Origin of the sequence: Halobacillus seohaensis (assembly GCF_042663045.1) — a bacterium.
In the GTDB taxonomy this organism is placed as follows: Bacteria; Bacillota; Bacilli; order Bacillales; family Halobacillaceae; genus Halobacillus_A; species Halobacillus_A seohaensis.
Genome location: NZ_JBHSZV010000028.1, coordinates 19,593 through 43,274 on the forward strand (window position 1 = coordinate 19,593; position 23,682 = coordinate 43,274).

General features: G+C 38.0%; 22 protein-coding genes. 15 read left to right on the forward strand and 7 right to left on the reverse strand.

Annotated features, from left to right (window positions below; all coding sequences use genetic code 11):
• Window positions 1-155: 155 nt before the first annotated feature.
• Window positions 156-2,105: an aconitate hydratase gene (locus ACFQIC_RS11610; RefSeq protein ID WP_204710370.1), complete on the forward strand. Its 1,950-nt coding sequence runs from the start codon at window positions 156-158 to the stop codon at window positions 2,103-2,105.
• A gap of 50 nt (window positions 2,106-2,155) precedes the next feature.
• Here ACFQIC_RS11610 and ACFQIC_RS11615 read toward each other — a convergent pair whose 3' ends face one another.
• The 3 genes from ACFQIC_RS11615 to ACFQIC_RS11625 form a co-directional block, all read right to left on the reverse strand.
• On the reverse strand, window positions 2,156-3,112 hold the full coding sequence (locus ACFQIC_RS11615; protein ID WP_204710315.1) for a ring-cleaving dioxygenase: 957 nt from the start codon (window positions 3,110-3,112) through the stop codon (window positions 2,156-2,158).
• Window positions 3,113-3,223: 111 nt separating this feature from the next.
• Complete coding sequence (gene sda, locus ACFQIC_RS11620; RefSeq protein WP_204710316.1) at window positions 3,224-3,373, reverse strand: sporulation histidine kinase inhibitor Sda; 150 nt, start codon at window positions 3,371-3,373, stop codon at window positions 3,224-3,226.
• A 17-nt stretch (window positions 3,374-3,390) separates the two neighbouring features.
• Entirely contained in the window at window positions 3,391-3,918 is a 528-nt protein-coding gene (locus ACFQIC_RS11625) for a helix-turn-helix domain-containing protein (protein ID WP_204710318.1), read from the reverse strand.
• 289 nt (window positions 3,919-4,207) lie between these two features.
• Between ACFQIC_RS11625 and ACFQIC_RS11630 the strand changes: the two genes are divergently transcribed.
• A complete protein-coding gene (locus ACFQIC_RS11630) occupies window positions 4,208-4,819 on the forward strand; it encodes a trimeric intracellular cation channel family protein (RefSeq protein WP_204710372.1) in 612 nt (203 codons plus the stop codon).
• A 322-nt stretch (window positions 4,820-5,141) separates the two neighbouring features.
• Here the strand turns inward: ACFQIC_RS11630 and cysK are convergent, their stop codons facing one another.
• The 3 genes from cysK to ACFQIC_RS11645 all read right to left on the reverse strand — a co-directional run bounded on the left by cysK (window position 5,142) and on the right by ACFQIC_RS11645 (window position 7,760).
• The gene (cysK, locus tag ACFQIC_RS11635; RefSeq protein WP_204710320.1) at window positions 5,142-6,071 is read right to left on the reverse strand and encodes a cysteine synthase A; all 930 of its coding nucleotides are present in this window, start codon (window positions 6,069-6,071) and stop codon (window positions 5,142-5,144) included.
• A 94-nt stretch (window positions 6,072-6,165) separates the two neighbouring features.
• Window positions 6,166-6,825, reverse strand: coding sequence for a YpmS family protein (locus tag ACFQIC_RS11640; RefSeq protein ID WP_204710322.1), 660 nt, complete (start codon window positions 6,823-6,825; stop codon window positions 6,166-6,168).
• A 17-nt stretch (window positions 6,826-6,842) separates the two neighbouring features.
• Window positions 6,843-7,760 carry an SGNH/GDSL hydrolase family protein gene (locus tag ACFQIC_RS11645; protein WP_204710324.1) on the reverse strand — a complete coding sequence of 306 codons (918 nt, stop codon included), beginning with the start codon at window positions 7,758-7,760 and terminating at the stop codon, window positions 6,843-6,845.
• A gap of 174 nt (window positions 7,761-7,934) precedes the next feature.
• On the opposite strand from ACFQIC_RS11645, the gene ACFQIC_RS11650 reads away from it, so the two are divergent.
• Together ACFQIC_RS11650 and ACFQIC_RS11655 are read left to right on the forward strand one after the other, a co-directional pair.
• Complete coding sequence (locus ACFQIC_RS11650) at window positions 7,935-10,208, forward strand: helicase C-terminal domain-containing protein (protein ID WP_204710325.1); 2,274 nt, start codon at window positions 7,935-7,937, stop codon at window positions 10,206-10,208.
• A gap of 1,121 nt (window positions 10,209-11,329) precedes the next feature.
• Entirely contained in the window at window positions 11,330-12,394 is a 1,065-nt protein-coding gene (locus tag ACFQIC_RS11655; protein ID WP_204710326.1) for a PQQ-dependent sugar dehydrogenase, read from the forward strand.
• Window positions 12,395-12,445: 51 nt separating this feature from the next.
• On the opposite strand, the gene ACFQIC_RS11660 is transcribed toward ACFQIC_RS11655, so the two are convergent.
• Window positions 12,446-12,844 (reverse strand): hypothetical protein, encoded by a 399-nt coding sequence (locus ACFQIC_RS11660; RefSeq protein WP_204710327.1) that lies wholly within the window; start codon window positions 12,842-12,844, stop codon window positions 12,446-12,448.
• Between the two features lie 171 nt (window positions 12,845-13,015).
• On the opposite strand from ACFQIC_RS11660, the gene ACFQIC_RS11665 reads away from it, so the two are divergent.
• The 11 genes from ACFQIC_RS11665 to ACFQIC_RS11715 all read left to right on the forward strand — a co-directional run bounded on the left by ACFQIC_RS11665 (window position 13,016) and on the right by ACFQIC_RS11715 (window position 22,881).
• Window positions 13,016-14,116, forward strand: coding sequence for a M24 family metallopeptidase (locus ACFQIC_RS11665; RefSeq protein ID WP_204710328.1), 1,101 nt, complete (start codon window positions 13,016-13,018; stop codon window positions 14,114-14,116).
• Between the two features lie 187 nt (window positions 14,117-14,303).
• Window positions 14,304-14,657, forward strand: coding sequence for a lmo0954 family membrane protein (locus ACFQIC_RS11670; protein ID WP_204710329.1), 354 nt, complete (start codon window positions 14,304-14,306; stop codon window positions 14,655-14,657).
• Window positions 14,658-14,675: 18 nt separating this feature from the next.
• Window positions 14,676-15,317: a PspA/IM30 family protein gene (locus tag ACFQIC_RS11675; protein WP_204710331.1), complete on the forward strand. Its 642-nt coding sequence runs from the start codon at window positions 14,676-14,678 to the stop codon at window positions 15,315-15,317.
• 88 nt (window positions 15,318-15,405) lie between these two features.
• Window positions 15,406-16,125, forward strand: a complete 720-nt coding sequence (liaF, locus tag ACFQIC_RS11680) for a cell wall-active antibiotics response protein LiaF (RefSeq protein WP_204710332.1) — start codon at window positions 15,406-15,408, stop codon at window positions 16,123-16,125.
• Complete coding sequence (locus tag ACFQIC_RS11685; RefSeq protein WP_204710333.1) at window positions 16,122-17,165, forward strand: sensor histidine kinase; 1,044 nt, start codon at window positions 16,122-16,124, stop codon at window positions 17,163-17,165. Before liaF ends, ACFQIC_RS11685 begins: the two co-directional genes overlap by 4 nt.
• Window positions 17,162-17,794, forward strand: coding sequence for a response regulator transcription factor (locus tag ACFQIC_RS11690; protein ID WP_204710334.1), 633 nt, complete (start codon window positions 17,162-17,164; stop codon window positions 17,792-17,794). The genes ACFQIC_RS11685 and ACFQIC_RS11690 overlap by 4 nt, the downstream gene beginning before the upstream one ends.
• A gap of 370 nt (window positions 17,795-18,164) precedes the next feature.
• Window positions 18,165-18,866 carry a ribose 5-phosphate isomerase A gene (rpiA, locus tag ACFQIC_RS11695; RefSeq protein ID WP_204710335.1) on the forward strand — a complete coding sequence of 234 codons (702 nt, stop codon included), beginning with the start codon at window positions 18,165-18,167 and terminating at the stop codon, window positions 18,864-18,866.
• Window positions 18,867-18,950: 84 nt separating this feature from the next.
• On the forward strand, window positions 18,951-20,477 hold the full coding sequence (locus ACFQIC_RS11700) for an RQC-minor-2 family DNA-binding protein (RefSeq protein WP_204710336.1): 1,527 nt from the start codon (window positions 18,951-18,953) through the stop codon (window positions 20,475-20,477).
• Window positions 20,478-20,587: 110 nt separating this feature from the next.
• Window positions 20,588-21,229, forward strand: coding sequence for a DUF4166 domain-containing protein (locus ACFQIC_RS11705; protein WP_204710337.1), 642 nt, complete (start codon window positions 20,588-20,590; stop codon window positions 21,227-21,229).
• A gap of 9 nt (window positions 21,230-21,238) precedes the next feature.
• The gene (gene kynA, locus ACFQIC_RS11710) at window positions 21,239-22,084 is read left to right on the forward strand and encodes a tryptophan 2,3-dioxygenase (RefSeq protein ID WP_390217111.1); all 846 of its coding nucleotides are present in this window, start codon (window positions 21,239-21,241) and stop codon (window positions 22,082-22,084) included.
• An 83-nt stretch (window positions 22,085-22,167) separates the two neighbouring features.
• Window positions 22,168-22,881, forward strand: coding sequence for a hypothetical protein (locus ACFQIC_RS11715; protein ID WP_204710341.1), 714 nt, complete (start codon window positions 22,168-22,170; stop codon window positions 22,879-22,881).
• Window positions 22,882-23,682 lie beyond the last annotated feature (801 nt).

Genomic DNA, 23,682 nt, shown 5'->3' on the forward strand with positions numbered 1-23,682 from the left:
ATTAATAGATTTCGCTTTCTAAAACTTCACTTTAACAATAGGAGTTTTTTTAAAAAACAGATTCCTTAAATATGAGTAAACTGACCTTTATAAGGGTATAAATGATATAGGATATTCTTTTTGTGTCAGAGTATTTAGAAGAAGGAGGAGTAGACGTGGGATATAATGTTACACAAAAGTTAATCAACGACCACTTGGTGAAGGGGGAATTAACACCTGGAGCTGAAATTGGATTGAAAATTGACCAAACATTAACTCAAGATGCTACTGGTACGATGGTCATGCTTGAATTAGAGGCAATGGGAATCAAAAGAGCTAAAACCGAAGCTTCAGCTCAATATGTAGACCATAATCTTATTCAGGAAGATAGTAAAAATCCAGATGACCATTTATTTTTGGAGAGTGCAGCTAAAAGATTTGGACTATATTTTAGTAGACCAGGCAATGGGGTCAGTCACCCTATTCATATGCAAAGGTTGGCTAAGCCTGGACAAACGTTACTAGGTTCAGATAGCCATACTTGCGCAAATGGTTGTATGGGAATGTTGGCAATGGGAGCTGGTGGAATTGATGTTGCTATGGCCATAGCCGGTGAGCCTTTCTTTGTGAAAATGCCCAAAGTATGGGGTGTTAAAGTTACCGGCGAGTTTCCGGACTGGGTAAGTGCTAAAGATGCAATTTTTGAAATGCTTCGTCGTCATGGAGTTAAAGGCGGAGTGAACCATGTGTTTGAATATTACGGTCCGGGATTAAAGAATTTAACAGCGATGGATCGTCATGTAATAGCAAATATGGGGGCTGAACTAGGAGCTACAGCAACCGTCTTCCCATCAGATGAAGAAACGAAGAGATACATGAAACTGCAAGATCGTGAAGATGAATGGATTGAACTAAAAGCTGATCAAGATGCGACGTATGATCGGCATGAAGAAATAAATTTATCTGAAATAGAACCAATGGTTGCGAAACCTTCTAGTCCGGGAAATGTTGTTCCGATTAAAGAAGTAGAAGGGGAGCCTATATATCAATCTTATATTGGATCTTCAGCAAATCCAGGTTATCGAGACTTTGCTATTGCCTCAAAAATTGTTGAGGGCCGTCATATTGCCGATGGGCTATCGCTTGATTTGAACCCAACATCTCGACAAATGTTAATTGACCTTTCTAAAGAAGGTCATATTGCTAATTTCCTACAAGGGGGGGCTCGTCTCCACCAGGCAGGTTGTAACGGATGTATCGGAATGGGACAGGCGCCGGCTTCTGGTCGGAATAGTCTAAGAACTACACCTAGAAACTTTCCTGGTCGTTCAGGAACGAAAGAAGATAGTGTCTATCTCTGTAGTCCGGAAACGGCAGCTGTGTCAGCTTTAACAGGGAAAATTACGGACCCAAGAAACGCTGGATTTGCCTATCCTAAAGTGCAGGAATTGGATCAGCCTACGATTGATACGAATTTATTGGACCGCCCGTTACCTGAAGAAGAAGCTTCAAAAGTAGAACTTGTAAAAGGTCCTAACATTGCATCTATTCCTAAAATGGATGAACTACCGAATGATATGGAACTCCCTATTTTATTAAAAGTAGGTGATGATATTTCAACAGATGAAATCTTAGCTGGTGGAGCTAGGGTTTTACCTTATCGAAGTAACTTACCTGAGATTAGTAAATTCACCTTTGAGATTGTAGATGACACTTATTATGATCGAGCTATGAATCAAAAAGAGGATGGAGGCCATGTCATTGTTGGCGGAACGAACTACGGACAAGGATCAAGTCGTGAACACGCCGCTCTGGCTCCAAGATATATGGGATTAAGGGTAGCAATTGTAAAAGATTTTGCCCGAATTCATTGGCAAAACCTAGTGAACTTTGGGGTTTTACCCTTCACCTTTGTTAACGATTCAGATTATGAAAAGCTTGAACAAGGTGATGTACTTACTTTCAAAGGTTTACGAGACAAAATTCATAAAGGGAATCAATTTGAAGCTGAAGTGAAGGGGAAAGGTGAGAAGATAAAAGTTGAACATGCTCTTTCCGATAGACAGATTGAAATGATGGAAAAAGGAGGCTTGATTAACTGGTTGAAAGATCGATTAGACAAATAAGAGAATTAAATAAGCCTATGGTGGATAACTTTCTCACCATAGGCTTATTTTTATTTTGATTGGCTTGTATCTAGAGGAGTCAAACTTGCTTCTATGCTTTCGCGTTGACTTTCTAAAAATGGTGGTAAGGCTAACCGCTCGCCTAAGTGATCCATATCTTCATCCGTTGCAAAACCAGGACCATCTGTAGCTAGCTCAAATAAAATGTGGTTAGGCTCTCTAAAGTAGAGAGATTTAAAATAAAAACGGTCAACAAGTCCAGAATTTGGGAAACCAGCTTTTTGAATAACCGTTCTCCACTTTTCTAATTCTTCCTCATCTTCAACTCGAAATGCAACATGATGGACACTGCCTCTTCCGGGTTTTTCTCTTGATAAATCTGTGCGTTCTTCAATATGCACTTCTGCACCGTTCCCGCCTTCTCCAGCTTCAAGTACGATCTGATTATCAATAGTACCAACTTCTCTGAAGCCTAATATTTCGGTGAGGACTTGTTTTGTTGGAACAGCATTTGCCACCGTTAAGTGGATGGGGCCAAGACCAGTAATTCCATTTTCAGATGGAATAGAATTCCCTTTAAATGGATCCCCTGCAGGTACACCGTAATTATTTTCATCTGAAACAAGCCTTAATCGTTGACCTTCTGGATCCCGGAAACCTAATACTTTTCTATTTAAGTGTTCTTCGATCGGATCTTGATCAATTTCAAATTGTGTGAGTCGTTCTTGCCAAAATTGTAACGCTTTATCATTTTTCACACGTAAGGATGTAGTTGAAATACTGTGTGTACCTTTATAAGTTGTACCAGCTCTTGGAATTTCAAAGAAAGTTAAGTCTGTTCCTGGATTACCTTTTGCATCAGCATAAAATAAATGGTACATGGAAGTATCATCCTGATTGACTGTTTTCTTAACTAATCTCATACCTAATATATTCGTATAAAAATCATAATTTTGTTTAGCGTTAGCTGTAATGGCAGATACGTGGTGGATTCCTTTAATTTGCATATCTTATTCCTCCTCGTAGATTATAAAAAAACAATCTCGGATTCGAGGTAATTTTACATGCTTGTAATTTGTTTGTCAATTTTACCCTATAAAAAGGAAAAAGCGAATTATCTATAAATTCGCTTTTGCACCTTGCTTATACTTTTCTCTTCTTTTAATTTCTGCATGTATCCACTGAATGAATTCCTGGTCTAAGTTTAATTCTACTGCTCTTCGATAGGTTATCATAAGGGTACGAAGAGAGAGGTGTTCTAACTTCATTGGAAAAGCTCCTTTACTTAAGTTGAAAGTTCAGTAGCTACAGTGGCTACACCGATTATTTGTTTAGAATCGTTTAAAATCGGCTGACCAAATACATCATAGTTGATAAGTCCGTCTGATAAGGGGAAGGAGATTTCTCTACGCACAGAAGATTTAGAATCGATTACTGCTCGCTTTAGGTTCATAAGCTGAGTGGTTCCTTCATTGATATCCAGTTGATCATCCCTTTTTCCGATTACATTTTCTATATTGAAATCAGGATGCGAGTTAAATATCCAAGTATATTTCAAATCTAAATCACAATGAGCAACAATTATAGGAGAATTAGTTAGAGCAGTTACGAATGGTTCACTTATGTGCTCTGAGAAAAATAAAGATGTGCTCACATGGAGGAAGCCTGCGATTTGCGAAGCTACAGTCATACTAGGGTTTCTAGTACAACTTTCAATTTGAGCATAGTAAGCACGATCGATATGTGCGCCATCTGCGACTTGCTGTTGTGTGAATTTCTTTTCTTTTCTAATTTGAATAAGCCAGTCTCTCATCTGTCATCACCTTAATATATCTATAGTATTCAGTATACTTATTCGCATTCGTCCACACAGTATCCTTGTGGCAGATTGCAACAAGTGATGTGCGTATTATTATTTTCCCTTTTGCAAAATTTATAATTCCCTCTTAAAATACTTTAAGGACAGGGTTTGCAGGCAGATTCAGCAATAGATTGAAGAGGATAAAAAAATATGGACTAATCAAGAAATAGATTTTCTGCTATGATAGTTCAGGCTGCTAAGTTTTAAACAACTCGTTGTAAAAGGAGGAAGAGAGATGCCTATGCCCTATGAGCTATTAAATGTCATTGCTGTGAGTGCCTTTGCTTTTAGTGGAGCGATTGTAGCACTAAGCGAGAGGTATGATATTTTTGGTACCTTTATTTTAGGAATAGCCACTGCATTCGCTGGGGGGATTATTCGAAACATAGCTTTAGACGTACCTGTGGTTCACGTGTGGGAACAGGGCTATCTTTTCTATGTTGCTCTTATAACAATAAGTATTGTATATATATTTCCAAAGAATTGGGTGATGTTTTGGGATCGATGGAATATTTATTTAGATGCGGTAGGTTTATCGGCATTCGCTTTGCAAGGGGCTGTGTTTGCAATTGGTAATGGATTCCCCCTTGGAGGAGTAATCTTTTCTGCCATTTTAACGGGAGTAGGTGGAGGCGTTACGAGGGATGTGTTAGCACAAAGGCGTCCTATGGTGCTTCATCAGGAAATTTATGCGGTGTGGGCATTAGCTTCGGGTCTGTTAGTAGGTGTTGGTGTGATTCAAATAGATAGTGGCGTTCAAACCTATGCTTTGTTTATACTAATAATGGGTTGCCGTGTCCTTTCTTATCATTTAGGTTGGCACCTGAGATTTAGGGATTTATATAGACTTTAAAAGACAAAACACGTTTCTTATTAAAGGTAAGTGGTTCCGTTGTTAGTAACCAAGAAAGGGGATAAGGGGAACGATTCTCTTTACCATTATTGAAATGAACGGAACCGTCACTAAGAGTGAAAATGGAATATATGAAAGATTATTATTAGCGTTAACGTGCATTCGACCGTAAATCAGCAAAAAGATAGCCTTCTGAATAAATAAGAAGTCTAGTCCAAAAATAAAATGGAGCATCAAATGGCTTTGCCAATTCATGCTCCATTTCCAAATACATTTTTAATGCTCAACAGATTACTTTAAAGGAAACAAGTTTTCACAATAATTATTGTCGAAATAAGTCACCTGATAGGTAACGTTCTCCAGTGTCAGGGGCTATTACTACAACAATTTCCCCTGGTTTTTTTTGTTCAGCGACTTTCATAGCTGCCCAACAAGCTGCACCACCAGAGGTTCCTAATAGTAAACCTTCTTCGCGGGCTAGCCGACGAGTAATGTCGTAAGCATCTTCATCAGTAACTTGGTAAATCTCATCGTAAATGTCTTGATTTAGAATGGAAGGGATAAACCCTGGGCTTGTCCCAACTAGTTTGTGTTTTCCAGGCTTCCCACCAGAAAGGACGGGTGAGCCTGATGGTTCTGCAACGTGGACAGTAGCCTCTTTGAAATGCTTCTTAAGTTCTTCCCCTGTACCTGTTACGGTTCCTCCTGTACCTGCAGTAGAAACAAAAGCGGAGAGGGGTTTTCCAAGTTCCTCCATAGCTTCAATAATTTCTGATGCTGTTGTATGTCGGTGAGCATCAGGGTTCGCAACATTCTCAAATTGCATAGGCATATAAGAACCTTTAATTTCCTTCACGAGTTCTTTAGCTTTGGCGATTGCTCCGGGCATTTTCTCATCTCCTGGAGTCAGTACAATTTCAGAGCCATAAGCTTTTAATAAATTAATCCGTTCTTGAGTCATTGTATCTGGCATAACTAGTATGGCCTTATACCCACGAGCAGCGGCATTCATAGCGATTCCAATACCAGTGTTTCCACTTGTAGGTTCAATGATAGTAGAGCCTTCTTTTAAGTAACCGTCTTTTTCAGCTTGAACGATCATATTGTAAGCTGCTCGATCCTTCACGCTACCGCTCGGATTGAAGCTTTCTAGTTTTAGATAAATATCAGCCCCATTTTCAGGAGATAATTGGTTTAATTTTACAATCGGGGTATCTCCAATCAATTCGGCGATGTTGTTTACGACGCGCATGAAGTCACTTCCCTTTTCTGTATTCTTTACACTATTTTATCATAGGCTCTTGCTAAATCTGAAATCGTATGTTTGAAATAGACGCAACCACATTTTACTTGGTTGCGTCTTGGTCTTGAAGTTCACTTTCTGCTAAAGCTTCTGCGAAACTAAACGATCTTTCAGGGAAGGAGATCTTAAAAGCTAGTTGATCAGAATTTAAATTAAATCGATCGACTTTTATATCAAAGTTGCTTTTGGTATCCATTTGAGTTACCGCTACATAAATATTCTGTTCATTTGGGCTAACCGTAACCCATTCAGGGAAGTTATAATTATCTGCTACAAACTCCATAACCTTTTTATTGGGGAGAGGGAGTTGTCCTAATGAAATTCTTTCCTGTTCCAGTACTAAGTCTCCATTGTCTTGGACCACTGGATTTAATTCTACTTTGATAGGGATTGTTTGTTCAAATGCTCGAATATTTCCAGCTAAGGTGACGTTACGGTCCAAAGAAACGGAATAGTCAAACACAGTTTGTGTTGATGAAATTTCACTTAAATATTCATTAGCCAGTTGTTCAAGGTTCTTCTTTGTTGAGACAACTGTAAATTCAGCTTCTGTGTCTTTCTTTTCCCTATCGACGTTAACAAGTGTATAAGAACTAGGTAAAAAAATAAGCGAAAGAAGCCAAACTACAATAACTAGATTAATGACCGCTAATATAAAAAAGGATGATCTCCATCTATTTTTCAAAAACATTTGTTTTAACATAAAGCATTCCACCTGTATTATTGCTCTATTTCTTCTCTAATATATTCTAACACGCGCTCAGCCATTTGTTTATATCCTTCTTCATTGGGGTGGAAGTGATCACGATCCCATAACAGTTCTTTTTCACGTCCTTCAAAAACATCATAGATCGGGATAAACGATGCGTTTTCATGATCGTCAATTACTCGTTCACTGACATCATTCCATTCAGACATAATTTGTGCGAGAGCTGGAATGTTTTCAAAGTATTGATTGAAAGGATTGTATAAACCAATTAGATAGATGGAAGCATTTGAGTTGGATTCCTCAACTTTTGATATTATTTTTTCAAGCTGGGCTTGGTATTCTTCTCGAGCAGGGGAAAAATCGTTATAACTTAGACTTGTAAAATTATTTTCCACTACTTGTATGACATTATTGGCACCAATCGTTATAAGGACTACATCAGCTTCTTCTAACGAAGAGGAGATTTCCTCAGAATCCATCCGAGTGAGTAGTTGATCAGTTCTATTTCCGCGTTTTCCAAAATTATCAATTGTAAAGTTTGCTGTTGCATCGTTTTCATTAACTGTATCTTCCAAAACACCTATATAGCCACCATTTTCTGTGCTATCACCTACACCTTGGGTAAGGGAGTCACCTATTGCTACAACCTCTAAGTCATCACGGATAAAGAGATTTCGCGCATTATCAAGGACACTTGAGAAAACTTCACGTATACCTTCACTTACTGCTTCTTCGCTTTCTTCTTCTTCCTCTTCCTCTGTATCTATGGGATCTTCTTCATTGCTATACTCTTGTTCGGATTGTTCATTCGTATTTTCAGAAGTGGTTTCACTTTGTTTGTCGATCGGGTCATTGATGACGGTGACCATAATAATTGCTAGGAGAGATAATGCAAAGATCATGAGCGCCAACCATTTAAAATATTTCAATATGATCACACCTGTTGTTTTATGAGTTATCATTAGTCTATAGATAATTTTATGAATTAGATCAAATACCTTTTAACGTTTATTATAGCATGTATGACTATAAAATAGACATTCGAAATTCTAAATTTAGAGTTGTCGGTAAATTAAAAGGAATATATATGAGGGGGCAACATTATGCCTGAACATATGAGTGTTTCTGTTAGAGAATTGATGGAGTATGTGTATAGAGGCGGCAGTATTGATGATCGTTTTCGCAGCCACAGTTCTATGGTGGAAGGAACATTAATTCATCAAGCTGTTCAAAAAGAATATAAAGACTCCGATCAGAAAGAAGTAGATTTACAATATCAGTATCTGATCGATGAGGTCTCCCTGAATATCCATGGTCGATGCGATGGACTTTTACAATTCTCAGATGGGCCTGTAATAGATGAGATTAAATCCACCTCCCGCTTGCTTGAGGAAATTTCAGAGGAGAGTTATCCGATTTATTGGGCGCAGGCTAAAGGATATGCTTATATATATGCAGACAAGGAAGATTTAGAAGAGATACGTGTACAACTTACCTATGTGCAAAAACAAACAAAAGAAAAGAAGCGCTTCATGCATGTATTTGCTAAAGCGGATCTTGAGTTATTTATGCAAGATACGGTCGAAGAGTATATGTCATATGCGAGAATATTATTACACATACGAGAACAGAAAGAAAAATCAATTCCAGAATTCTCCTTCCCGTTTCCTGGTTATCGAAAAGGTCAACGTAAACTAGCTGGTGCAGTTTATCGAACTTCGCAAGAGAAGAGGAATTTATTTGCGCAAGCACCTACGGGAATTGGCAAAACGATTTCTACTCTATTCCCAGCCATAAAATCCATGCAACTAGGAGAACAAGAAAGAATTTTTTATTTAACTGCAAAAACAGTCACAAGGATGACAGCAGAGGAAGGTTTGCAATTGATGGAGGAGAGTGGCTTAAATCTTAGATCAGTCACCATAACAGCAAAAGATAAAATTTGTTTTAAAGAAGAAACGATCTGTCAGCCTGAACACTGTGAGTTTGCTGCTGGCTACTATGATCGTATTAATGGGGCTATTGTCGATATATTAAGAAATGAAACACAAATGACGAGGTCTGTTGTAGAAACTTATGCAAGAAAGCATAAAGTTTGTCCATTTGAATTTTCATTAGACTTGTCTGACGTGGTTGATATTGTTATTTGTGATTATAATTATATTTTTGATCCGAGAGTATCTCTTAAACGATTACTTCCGGAACACAAAAAGAAAACAACCTTGCTAGTTGATGAGGCGCACAATCTTGTAGAACGAGCGAGGAGTATGTATTCAGCAACGATCTTTCAAAATTCATACTGGGAAATGGAAGATCAATGGAAGGAGACAAATGAAAAGCTCGCTCAAACAGCTAAAGCTGTGCGAAAGGACCTAGAAAGTATTAGTCATAATGAACATGAAAGTACAATAGAAGCTATTCCTGGGGACCTAGAAGAAAATCTAGAACGCTTCGTCTACCGAGCTGAATTTGAATTAAAGGAACAGAACGATGGAGAAAAAGGGGAAGCCCTTTTGGATTGTTATTTTTCCACTCAGAACTTTTTAAAAATTCTAGCTTTAGTGGACGATCATTATGAGTTTATCGTCACAAACTCACAGGGGAATAAGTCTTTGAAATTATTTTGTTTAGATCCTTCTCATATTTTGGAAAGAGTCACACGGCCATTTCGATCTAGTGTGTATTTTTCTGCCACACTATCCCCGTTTGCTTATTATAAGGATATGTTAGGAGGGCAAGATGATGATTATATATTGCGACTGCCTTCCCCTTTTCAGCCTGAACAAATCGAAGTAATGATTTCTCCTCTCTCTACTCGGTTTAAAAACAGAGAGCAGACAGCCGAAAGACTTGCAGAACTTTTATATAACCAAGTGAAGAAACAACACGGTAACCACCTGTGCTTCTTTCCATCCTACCAATATATGAATATGGTTTACCATCATTTTAAGAAGTATGGTGATATTGAATCAGTTGCACAAGAACATGGGATGACAGAGGAGAGGCGAGATGACTTCTTAGCCCAATTCGTTTCTGGAGGACAGTTAGTTGGCTTTGCGGTTCTTGGAGGTATTTTTTCAGAAGGGGTTGATTTAAGGGGGGATAGGTTAAATGGTGTTGCTGTTGTTGGTATAGGAATAGCTCCGCGTAGTTTTGAAAAAGAATTAATAAACACCTACTTCACTAAACGTGGGGAAAATGGATATGATTATGCTTATGTGTATCCAGGTATGAATAAAGTAATGCAAGCTGGGGGAAGATTGATTCGTTCTGAAGAGGATCACGGTATTATTCAGCTTATTGACGATCGTTTTCTTTCAAATAAGTATACAAAATTATTGCCAGAAGAATGGAGATCCTTCCGTATCATCCGATAGTAATTTCCCGGGAAATATGTAAATAAATGTTGGAAAATAAAAAGGAATACTGCACAAAACTAAGTAGTTACGATATCGTGGAGAAAATCTAAAATAACAGGTGAAATAACATACTTAAACACACAATGTTTAGCACCAAAAAGAACAGTATATTTTCTTGTTAAACTAAATCCCCGGATTGTTTAATAAAAGAATGGCGGTTCCGTTGCTTTTCATCGAAGAATGGGAGATGGGAAACCAAACCACTCGCTTCCCGCGGGAGTCTCGCCGTTTCCCATACCCCATGACTATGAAGAGTGGAACGGAACCTTTTTTGTGAAAATCGGGGGTGCTGTGTGAATATTGTTATTTGAAATGATCTACTTGTGCCATGAAATTGATCCACTTCTGCCATTAATAGATCCTGTGTTATAAATCCAGAAACGGTCTTCACAAGAAGAGGTGGTGATGATAGGCATACACACCAGGTAAGCCCCTCGCTGCCGTTTATGGCCTGAAATTATTTCCGCAGAGGCTTTTTAAAGGTCCTTTAATAGGTACACTTCATATAAACACGCTACCACACCCGATTTTTAACATGGCTCAATAGATCTTGTGTGATGGCCATATTCCCTAGTCTGTATCAGCCTTCAATTGGCGTTATATCAGATATCTCATGCTTTAACAGGAACGATAGAATAGTACGATTCCGATGGAAATATACGGAAAGGGGCGATTCCTTCCCTGCCGCCCCTTTCTCCACACAATCATTTCGGAATCGAATCTTCAACAATCCTTCATAGAATCTACAATTTCCACTTGGTCTATAAAAATCAACATAGCAAATAGCATACCAATTAACATAGTAATTAGCACGTTGACCACATCTATTGTCATTATGTTATTTGGGTTGCAATTTTGTATAATAATTCACGTGTTATTACCCCGTAACCATGAAATTTGGTCTGCTTATTACAGTGCTATTTCGTATGGTTCTCCACCGAAACTGAACTACTTAGCACAAAACACCACTTAGACAAGCTGGTTGATTAAAGTTGATCCCCGCCGAGGGTCAACTTTTTTATTAGGTGCTGAAGCTTGCTACAATACAAGTACATAAAGAAAGTGGGTGAACGGCATATATGAAAAATCTTGTCTGGATATTGATTTTACTAGTTGTGGCCTGTCAGGAGACAGAAGAAGGGGGCCCGAACCTGCAACCTGAAGAAGAGGGAAATGAAAGTGATTCACAGGAAGAATTTACTGAGTTAACTACAAGCCTTGAGTCGCCTTGGGATATTGAAAACAGTGGAGATACTATTTTTATAAGTGAGCGCGAAGGGACGATTGCGCGGATAGAAGAAGGTGAGGATTTAGAAAGAGAGCCGGTAGAAACGGAAAAAAATATTACCCAAATAGGAGAGGGAGGTCTCCTTGGTTTAAAACTCCACCCGGGTTTTGCAACAAATCAACATGCTTTTGGTTATCACACGTATGAAGAAGAAGGTGAGGTCTATAACCGGTTAATAAAATTGGAGTATAAAGATGGTCAATGGTTGGAAATAGAAGCTCTACTTGAAAAAATCCCCGGTAATAATTATCACAATGGGGGGAGAGTTGAGATTGGACCTGATAAACTCATATATATTACGACTGGTGATGCCCAAAACGAATCTCTGGCACAGAATAAGGAAAGCTTGGCGGGGAAGATTCTACGATTGGACTTTAATGGAGATATACCGGAAGATAATCCTAACCAAAATTCATATGTGTATAGTTATGGTCACAGAAATCCACAAGGTTTAGGGTGGAGTGAGCAAGGTGAACTGTTTGCTTCTGAACATGGACCTTCGAATCATGATGAAATTAATAAAATTGAACCAGATCAAAACTATGGCTGGCCTATTATCGTTGGAGAAGAATCTAGTGAAGGGATGCAGGAACCTCTTTTTCAAACCGGGAATGATACGTGGGCTCCTTCTGGTTTACTAGTTTATGATGATCATCTTTACGTAGCTACTTTAACTGGACAATCAATACGTACTCTAGATCAACTAGGAGAGAATCCGCAAGTTGTTACAGACCAATACGGCAGGGTTCGTGATGTTGAGACAATAGATGAATCCATTTATTTTATTACGAATAATACAGATGGACGCGGTAATCCTGATAGTAAAGATGATCGGCTCATACGATACAAACCTTAATAAAAGAGCGTGATAAACTTTTGAAGGTTATCACGCTCTTTATTGAGGCATTTAATCTTCTGAAATAAGCGCGCCATGTACGAAAACCATTATAGCGAAGCAGATGAACGCAAATAACAATACTGTTCCGCCAACTATAAAGAAGATGGTATTGAAGGTCTCCATGCCAGCAACAGGTTGGGTGTAATATAGCCACATACCTGAAGTTAGTCCGAAAACACCTATAAAGGAGCTCCATACGTGGAAAGTAGCTAATTTTGAGTGTTTTGGAATCGAGAATACTTTATAAAAAATAGCGAAAGCAAACAATGACAGCCAACCAACCACTAAAATGTGTGCATGGATAGCGCTTAGCTGATAGCCGCCTCCGCCAGCCATATGAGAACCCATAAAGGCACCGATTAAGGCGAAAATTGCTGAGACTCTAACGAAAAATCTTGTACGATCCATGGAAAAACCTCCATAATTTGTTTATCTCCCGTTATTATACAAAACGCTTCACTTAAAAGAAATGATTGTGAAGAAATGTCAGAAAAGGTTCATCAATTCACCCTTATTTGGAAGGAAAGGTTTTTTAATATATGATAAGTAAGGAATAGAATTTTAAAGGAGCGATTTTACATGGAACAACGATTACAAGCATTTTCCACATATTTAAATAAACAAAACATTGATGTAGCTTTCTTGAATTCTCCGGAAAACGTTTTTTATTTAACCGGATTTCATACAGACCCACATGAGCGGCTACTTGGTCTTCTTGTGTTTCCAAAAGCTGATCCAATTGCTGTTTTGCCAGGAATGGAAACAGGTCAAATTCGTGATGCAGGCTGGACTCATGAGGTGATCGGTTATGCAGACCATGAAGATCCCTGGGCAATGATGGCCGGAAAGATGGAAGAAAAGGGTATATCCAATGTGAAGTCAGTTGGTTTTGAGAAGCAAGTGTTGTCTTATGGACGGAGTGAGTCTTTACTAAGTCTGTTTGAAGAGGTAGCTATTGAGGATGTAGAAGATGAATTGAATGATATGCGTGTAGTTAAAGATGACCGAGAAATAAGCATTATGCGTGAGGCAGCTCAATTGGCTGATTATGGTGTTCAAGTAGGTGTGGAAGCCTTGCGTGAAGGGATAACTGAGATGGAGGTGCTCGCGACTATCGAATACCAGTTGAAGAAAAAAGGTGTCGCTGAAATGTCCTTCTCAACTATGGTGCTATTTGGTGAGAAATCCGGCCAGCCCCACGGTAACCCTGGAGATCGCCCGCTCAAAAAAGGTGACTTTGTTCTTTTTGATTTAGGAGTTGTATGGAAAGGATACACTTCTGACATTACCCGTACTTTTGCATATGGAGAGGTTTCTGATGAGCAACGTGCGATCTATGAAAAGGTTCGAGAAGCATTACAAGCTTCGTTAGCCATTAGCAAACCGGGAACTAGAATTGGTGACCTTGATCAAACAGCAAGAGATGTGATAACCGAAGCGGGATACGGTGAATTATTTCCTCACAGGATCGGCCACGGACTAGGGATCAATGTTCATGAGTTTCCTTCCATGAGTCATCTGAATAATGGAATTCTTAAAGAGGGGATGGCATATACGATAGAGCCTGGTATTTATGATCCTGCATTAGGTGGAGTTCGTCTAGAAGATGATGTACTCATAACTAAAGACGGTTATGAAACGTTAACTAAAACCTCTACAGAGTTAAAAATCATCAAGTAATAGCAAAGGCCTGAAATCAACCTACGATTTCAGGCCTTTTTTATACGGGAAATTGTGTGGTACCTGGTACCGCACAATTTCCGTTCTACGCCGCAAGACCTATTCTAAAATATATCTCAGGCTCATTACGATAAATCTGTATTATCGATATGATGGAATCAAGGAATTAATAAGGAGGGAAAAAGAAATGAAGAAGTTTTTACTTTTTGTAGCAGCGCTTGTGGCACTTGGTGTCCTTCTGGCTAACTTAGGTCCAATGATCTTGTTAGGAGTTAGCGTGTGGCTACTTTATGTAGTGTTTAAAAAATTCATCAAAAGTGATTCTACAGTAGGTAAAGTGGCTTGGGTCATCCTTGGCCTGATCATATTAAGTGTTGCAGTTTCAAACATTTATGCAGTCATAGGACTAGCTGCAGCTTATGCGATTTATCTCATTTATAAAAACTGGACAACTCATGACGATGCGGATCAAATAAGTCAAGCTCGTTCAAGCGACCCGTTTACGAATTTTGAAAAGCAATGGGCAGAATTAAACAAATAATAAAGGAGAGGTTCTTGTATGACTAACTTATTTACAAGGTTGAAAGATTCAATTACAGCAGATTTCCATGAAGTTTTAGATCAAAAGGAACAAAAAAATCCAATTACCATGCTTAATCAGTATTTACGTGAAAGTGAGAAAGAAACAGAAAAGGTTCGCAAGCTTGTTGAACGTCAGTACCGTTTAAAAGACGAATTTGCTCGTGAGTATCAAAAGTCTCAAGACATGGCGGACAAGCGTAAGCACCAGGCTGAAGTGGCACAAAAGGCTGGGGAAGAAACGATGTATGAATTTGCTTTGAAAGAGCAGCAAGAATACGAAGCACGAGCAGATCGCTTGAAAGATTCTCGTTTAGAGGCTATTGAACAGTTAGAAACATTGGAGCAAAAATATGAACAAATGAAGCACAAACTTAAGGACATGTATCTTAAACGTATGGAATTAATGGGGAGAGAAAACATAGCACGTGCTCATCATCGTATGAATCAAGTGATAGAAGATTCAGCGGACAAGCCATACTCAAGATTTGCCGAGATGGACCGCTATATTGAAGATTTAGAGTATAAAGTGAATAGTTCTTACTATCGTAATACATTCGATGGAAAAGTCGCTCAACTTGAAAAAGAAATGAAGGAAAAAGAGAATATTACGGCTCAGTAAAAATCATGATATGATTAAAAGACGCAGGGATCCTGCGTCTTTTACCATAAAAAAACAAAAAAATTACTTATAGAAAGGAGGATCCACTATGTTAAAAAGAATGTCTACAGATACATTTAATATTATTTTAATCATAGGAGTGATCCTCCTTATTTTAGAGATTGCTTTCTTTAACGGTGGTTTAATATTTTCTGTGATTTTTTCTTCTGTACTTATTTATTTCGGCTGGAAAAAATACAAGAAATTTTGGGCGAAAATTATGTTTTGGATAGGGGCAATTAGTCTGTTTTTTACAGTCCTTAACATGATGGCTGTTCGTTTTCTTATAATTGCAGCTGTTGTTTTATTTATTAGACATTACTATCGTTCCAAAAGTGAACCTGAACGTATTGAACCTGTCATAATGGAAGAAGAATTTCCAGATACAGAAGGAAAACCGTTGATCAAACAAAAGTTTTTCGGAAGTGAAGCGACGCCAGATCGTCCATATAAGTGGCGTGACATCAATATTCAAGGGGGGATTGGCGACCGTATTGTCGACTTGAGTAACACGGTTTTGCCCCAGGATGAAGCGGTTATTTCTATCAGACATTTTGTCGGTAATGTTCTTATATATATTCCGTATGAAGTAGAAGTCTCCATTCATCATAGTGCGATTTTCGGCAGAGCCGGTATTTTTCAATATCGAAATAAAAAACTGATGAATCAAGTAGTTAGCTTCCAAACTCCAAGCTATACGTTAAATAAGCCTCGTATCAAGATTATCACTTCGATCGCTTCAGGGGATTTAGAGGTGAAGCGAATATGAGTACTTGGCAAAAGCAAATGCTCATTAGTACGGTTGTATGCCTGCTCTTGGCGTTTCTGTTATTAGCTGTTACATTTATTGCCTTTCCCATGGAAAATTGGTCCGATTTGTGGACGATTAAAATTCTTGATTTGCCCTATGTTTTCCTAGTGTTAGTTCTAGCTGGGACAGTGGGTTTGACTTTTGGAGTGGGGCAGGCGTGGTTTTCTCGAAAAAAATTCCATTATATTGAACATCAGCTTGATGAAATTTCTAAGGGTAACTCAGTGTTATATGATGGGGAGGATTATAGAGAGGTCTCCCATATTGAGGAAAAAATGAAGCAAATTGAATTAAAGTTTTCTGAACAAGCTGAGACAGCTCAGCGCTTAGCGACTGAGCGTGCCAAAGAACGTGAAAAAAGCCTTCAGGAGGTAGTCATCCAAGAGAGAAATCGTCTAGCCAGAGAACTCCATGATTCAGTGAGTCAACAACTGTTTGCCGCTTCGATGCTTATGTCAGCAATTAACGAAAACGAGAGCCTCGAGCGAGATGCGGACCTTAAACAACAGTTGTCTATGGTTGAAAATATGATCCATCAATCCCAGTTAGAAATGAGAGCCCTTTTATTACATTTACGTCCTGTTGCATTGAAAGGTAAAACTTTATCTGAGGGATCTAAAGAGTTATTAGCAGAATTAACACAAAAAGTCCCTATGCAAGTAGACTGGACGGTTGAGGCATTGACACTAGATAAAGGCATTGAAGATCAGTTGTTTAGAATCTTACAGGAGGCTGTTTCTAATACGCTGCGTCACGCAGAAGCTAACTCACTTCAAGTAATGCTCATTAAACGAGATGAACATATTATATTGCGTATTGTAGATGATGGAGTTGGTTTTGAAGTGGAAGAAGCGAAAACGAGCTCTTATGGTCTACAAAATATGAAGGAACGAGCCTTTGAAATTGGAGGAGCCTTAAAAGTCATTAGCTTAAAAGGTGAAGGAACAAGACTAGAAGTTAAAGTCCCGGTTTTGAAAAAAGGAGAGGAAACATCTTGATTACAGTATTGTTTGCAGATGATCATGAAATGGTTCGTATTGGAGTATCCGCTTACTTATCGGCGCAAAAGGATATTAGTGTAATAGCGGAGGCAAATGATGGTGGAGAAGCAATAGGCTTAGCTTTAAAACATCGTCCAGATATAATACTGATGGATCTTGTAATGAAGGAAATGGATGGAATAGAGGCAACGCAGCAAATCATTGATCAATGGCCTGAAGCAAAAATTATTATTGTGACTAGCTTTATCGATGATGAAAAAGTATATCCTGCTTTAGAGGCTGGTGCTACTAGTTATATGTTAAAAACTTCAAAGGCTGGAGAAATTGCAGAGGCTATTCGTTCTACATATGCTGGACAATCCATTTTAGAACCTGAAGTAACTGGAAAAATTATGAATAAAATGCGATCTCCTCAAATTTCCCCACTCCACGATCAACTAACGGCTCGAGAGAGGGAAATATTACTACTGATGACGGAAGGGAAAACTAACCAGGAGATTTCTGATGAACTTTTTATTGCTTTAAAAACAGTAAAGGTTCATGTTAGCAACATTCTTGGGAAATTAGACGTACACGACCGGACACAAGCTGTGATTTATGCATTTAAACATAACCTTACTAAGTAAATAGCCTTCACCTAGAATAGGTGGAGGCTATTTAGTTATAAGCACCCATAAAAGTGCAGCCAATAACACTAGATAAAAGATCATTAGTTTTTTATAGGCTCTTTTCATGTGTTTCACCTACTTTGGGAGTCCCTTTTTACTTTGCATAAACTGGATGCTAAAGTTTCATCGGATTACAGTTAGAGATAATAGCGAAATTAACTGTCTGTAATAAGAGATTGGACTAAGCGATTTATTTCGCTGTTAACTAATCTTGCGAGGTTCAAATAAATAGAAGTTTTACTATATCTTATGTAAGAAAAAAGGATCGATGAATTAAAGGCTTGTTTTCTATAGTTTGGGGAATAACAAGGAAGAAGAGGTGATATCAATGAATTGGGATAATCCTTTATTTAAATCACTCAGTTGGTCCGGGGAAATTACGAATCGTGAGCAAAAAGAGAAAGTTGCTAAATTAGTTAGTGAGAAAGTGTCAAAAGGTGATGTTATAGGGGTAGGTTCAGGCTCTACAGCCCTTTTGGCATTAGAATCTATATCTAAACGAGTGAAGGAGGAAAAACTTCAAATAACAGCAATTCCAACCTCTAAAGAAGCGGCCTTACATTGCAATTATTATGATATTCCAACGACTACACTCTTAGAATCCCGGCCAAATTGGGGGTTTGATGGAGCGGATGAGGTGGATGAGAAACTGTGCTTAATCAAAGGTCGCGGAGGTGCGTTATTTGCTGAAAAGTTAGTAATGGCAAGTTCTTCTAAAACTTATATACTAGTTGATGAGAGTAAGTTTGTGAGTAAACTAGGAGAAAAATATGCTGTCCCTATTGAAGTTGACCCACGAGCTATTCATTTAGTGGAATCTGAACTAATTAAGAATTTTAATCCCTTGTTGGTAAAACTGCGGATGGCTAATGCTAAAGATGGGCCTGTTATAACCGAAACAGGAAATTTATTAATGGATGTTAAGTTTCAAGAAATTACTCCTCTGATGGAACAACAGGTTAAAGCGATTCCAGGGGTTATTGAATCAGGCCTATTTCTAAATTATTCTGTAGAAATTTTATCTTTATAAGCCCAATTATCTAATAATCATTGGTATGTTCTCATACTTTTTCTATAATAGAAGTATATCCTTCCATCATAAAGGGGAATCACTATGGGACTTCCAGCTAGTTTGACATACCACGATGAGCGTTACCCGTATATTACGTTTACTCCAATCGGAAAGAAGAATAAGAATGTTCGATCAATCGGACATAAATTTGAACGAGGGATTCTTTCCAGATTAAATGAAACGATCTCTGACTATGTAACAGAAAGGGAAATGGATGTAGTAGCATTACAATCTTTTTTGAATATCGGTGAAAAAGAAATATTGCCAGTCTCATTTCTAAAAGATGATACGCTCCATCCTTATTTAATAAAGCCGGAGTTTTTTCTTTGGAAAAGCCACTCAGAAAATGATGGCTTGCCCTTTTCATCCGACTATATGTATGAAACAGACTTCACTCGGTTATCTTCTGATGAATTGGAACAGCATATTCGTCATGTAGTTGATGACTATATGTTTTTAGCGGAAATAAGTTTTAAGGAAAGAAGAGAGTGGTTGGACCATATTATTAGTGCTTTTCATAAACACCCTATTGTTGAATTAACTCATAAAAAGAAGGATATTATTACAGCCATTGAAACAATGAATCAATCGGCACTTTTGTCTCTAATAAAATATCCAGAAGACATTTCATTTTGGAGGCACCGTGTTGAAATTGTCATGAGGCCATTTCGAGCTTTACCGCAACAATGGTTAGTGAATCAAACAGCTACATGCATGCATGATAAAAAGCTTCAATTTTGTTCAATAGAACAATCCCTATGCTGTTCATGTGAAATATGTGATATTCAAATGTTTTATTTTACAAAATCTGAAGAAGTATTTTTTGAAGAAGAATTCGATGTTGATCGAGCTTTTAAACGAGTAGACACCATTCATAGGCAGTTTAATGAGGTGGCAGATCAAAATGCAGACTTACTTCAGCAACTCCGTCAACTTTCTTTTTTAAAAAGTGAATTGACACCCGCTCAGACAAAGTTGGATAAGGCAATGCATATTGCTCAACTGATAGAACGCTACAGGAGTGATGAGCAACTAATCTACCGTTATCCATTACTCGAAATGTATGAGAAGTTATCTCTTTCGCATTTACCAATTGAATCATTTGAATCTAATCTTGTTTGGCTTTCACAAGTTGAGTTAGCCGATGTTACTATGGTGAAACAAGTAGAAGGATGGTTGAAAAATATACCTGATGAATTGGATATTGCATTAGATAAACTTTTAGCAGAACTGAATCAAAGACTTGATGAAGTGGTTTACCAAGAAGATGATATCATTATAACAGTGAAGGGGCGTTCATTGGATTATGCATCAACTCAGCAAATGCTCGATTTAATTCATTATTACGGAACGGATTACCCTGCTCATACACTTGTGCAAGTATTAGCAGGTAAATCGACTAATAAACTTCGGAGATTACACCTTCATGAAACGCGTTGGTTTGGGCTATTATCAGATTGGCCAGAGAAATATATTCAAAGGTTGTTTAACCAGTTAGAAAAGCAGGGGTGGCTTACGAAACAGCAAAAGGGTTATTCCATTAGCCCATTTGCAGAGGAAGTCATGTGAAAGGTAGAGAAGGTCCTTAGTTTTCGTTTATAAAGAGAGCTTGCTTTAAGCTCTCTCTTACATAAGAAGGACGTTCTTTTAACGTACATATTTAGAAGGAGGCTAATCAAATGAAATCCATTTTCCAACAAGCACTTGGTGAAAAGTTTAATCAGTTGCATCCAGAAATCCAAAAGAAATTTGGCATCTCAAGCCAAGATAAGATTATGATCTTAGGTCAAGGGAGAATGACTGAAATTAGAGGGACTCCTTTATTATTGCGTCCTTTTCTTCATATAGGATCTAAAGATCATTTAATATTTGCAGAACGAGGAAAAAATATTCCCTTTACATTGGAAAACTATGCTTATGCAGATGAGCAAGGCCGTGAAGTAATAAGTTATATTAGGCGGTTTTTCTTCCCTTATGCTATTAGAGGACTTGATGCAGCTATGTATTATGATGAAGAGAAACAAATGATTGTAGATGAGTTAGGTAAGTCAGCTTCTCTATCCTCTGTATTAGATGTTGATGTCACAAAGGAAGGCGGTATTCTGATTCATTCACATGAGATGAATGTAAAAAACTCCTATAAAATTAACGGACCACTTACTTCTCTATACGAGCATTATGATGAACAGGAACAAGCTTTCCGTATCCACGTGCATGTGGAACATCCTATATTAGGGACAATTCTAATGTATGAAGGGCTTGTTCATATCGAATTTTTACCAATGACATATTCGTATATTCCGGAGCGAGGAATTTTGTGATAGAAAGGAGTGATAAATTTGACTGAGCGTGAATCAAAAGGAAATGAGCATGTTCATACTGATTTTCATGAACGAATGACCTACGGAGACTACTTGAAATTGGATAAACTTTTGTCTGCTCAAAATCGTTTATCAGATCATCATGATGAGATGCTATTTATCATCATTCACCAAGTGAGTGAACTTTGGATGAAGCTTGTTCTTCATGAATTAAGGGCTTCTGTAGAAGTAATCCGAGAAGGGGAGATGCAGGGAGCTTTTAAAATGTTATCAAGGGTTTCAACTATTCAAACACAAATTATTCATGCATGGGATGTTCTCTCTACGTTAACCCCTGCAGAATATGTGCAATTCCGTGACTCGTTAGGTCAAGCTTCTGGATTTCAGTCTTATCAATATCGAATGGTCGAATTTGCCTTGGGTTATAAAACACCTCATGTTTTAAAAATCTATGAAAAAGACCCTAAGTTATTCGGGGAACTAAAAAAAGCTTATGAAGCACCAAGCATCTATGATGTAGCTATTGAAAAGTTAGCAGAAGCAGGTTTTTCGATTAATCCACAGTTACTTAATCGCGACTATACTAAAATGTATGAGTCGGATCCTTCTGTAGAAGCCGCGTGGGTTAAGGTCTATCAAAACGTTGACAAGTATTGGGAATTGTACCAGTTAGCTGAAAAACTTGTAGATATTGAGGATTGGTTACAACAATGGCGTTTTCGCCATATGAAAACGGTGGAAAGAATTATCGGTCATAAAGCTGGCACAGGTGGATCATCGGGAGTGGGATACTTAAAAAAGGTTTTAGATCACCGGTTCTTCCCTGAACTTTGGGATGTTCGAACAAAAATTTAAATAATTATAACAAATGTATTAATTCATTATTACATTTGTGTTACACTATGGTTTGAAAAGATAAAGGTAGAAGAGGGAAGATTATGAATTCATTCTATATATATTTATCACTCCTTAGTGTAGTGTTATTGTCAGCTTGTTCTTTTATAAAGGCAGATGCTACCGATCCTTCAAGTGAAGCATCGGCATCAAAGGAAAAATCCTATGAAGTTATGAACAAAAAAGAAACGGAAAAATTAACAGAATACGAAATATCGATAGATTATCCGCAAACACCTAATGATCAAATTAACCAATCCATTATTGATTATGTGAATCAGATGAAAGACAGTTTTAAAAAAATAAGCTATGAAGCTAACAGTAATGAAAAGCATAATCTAAATACTAACTATAATGTTCTTTACGAAGACGAACATATTTTTGTTGTGAAATTCACTGGAAAAATAGATACAGGTGACGATTCACCTAAAGAGATTCAAGAAGTGTTGAATTTTGATAAGTCCAAAGGCAAACGCTTGAATTTGGAACATATTTTTTCGGAAGATAATGATTACCTACTAAAGTTAACGAAACTAGCAAATAAAGAAGCAAATGGATTTGATAATCTAACTGTAAATTCTAAAAGTCTCAGAAATCTGGCTCTTAAAGGTGATCGCGTAGAGATTCACCTTACGAAGGAAGAACAAGAGAATTTACAATTCGATTCAGATCGTATCAAAATTAGTAAGGCTGACTTGGAAGGTATGATTAGTAGCCGTTATACTGAGGTTCACAACTCGTGGGTAGAGGAAAAATAATAAATTACTATAAGAAATAGCCTAAGACGACATCTTAGGCTATTTCTTATGGCTCTATACTAAATGTGGTAGTATCCTCAGTCATATCAATGTGCCAAAATGTATATTAGCAATGAATGCTTCTACTATTGAAGCATTTCACAAAGTGGTGAAGACATGTTGTGACCGCTTGAAAGAGTTGACACAGTTTTTACTTGTTGAAATACAACACTTTTTTTCCAGTTAAGGACTGCCCTTATATTTGTAACAATATCGATGCTCACGAAAAGGGTATACATACGAATAGTTATGCACATTGACGAAGTTGTGCTTGTTGCGCTAACTTAGCAGGATTGTTGAAGACTCGATTCCGAGGTGGTTGTGTAGAGAAAGGGGCGGTGGGGAAGGAGTCGCTTTCCGTGGGCGTGCGCTGAGCCTCCTCAGGCTGGTGCCGAGGCCACGGAAAAAGTCCGGTAAATTTTAAGAAAAGCAAATCCCTAAAAATTCTATCCCCATTTTCAGTTTATAAATTAGGGGTAAATTGGACTTAATCCTCCACTTTGACAGGAAAAAACACTCAGCTTCGAGAGATGTTGTTTCCGTTATGGTTGAAGGCGTTTGGAGGTCCGGGAAATCACTCGCTTCGCTTTCCATGGGCATGTGGCGAGCTTCCTCAGGCTATCGCCCTGCGGGATCTCACCGATCATGTTCATCCCAGCTCTTACGCCTTATAAGGACGAAGGCTAAATCTAGTTCATAATCCTATCGGGCGTTATCCAGCTCCAGCGCCTAGCGGCTAGTGAGACTTCCCTCGCTTCTGTA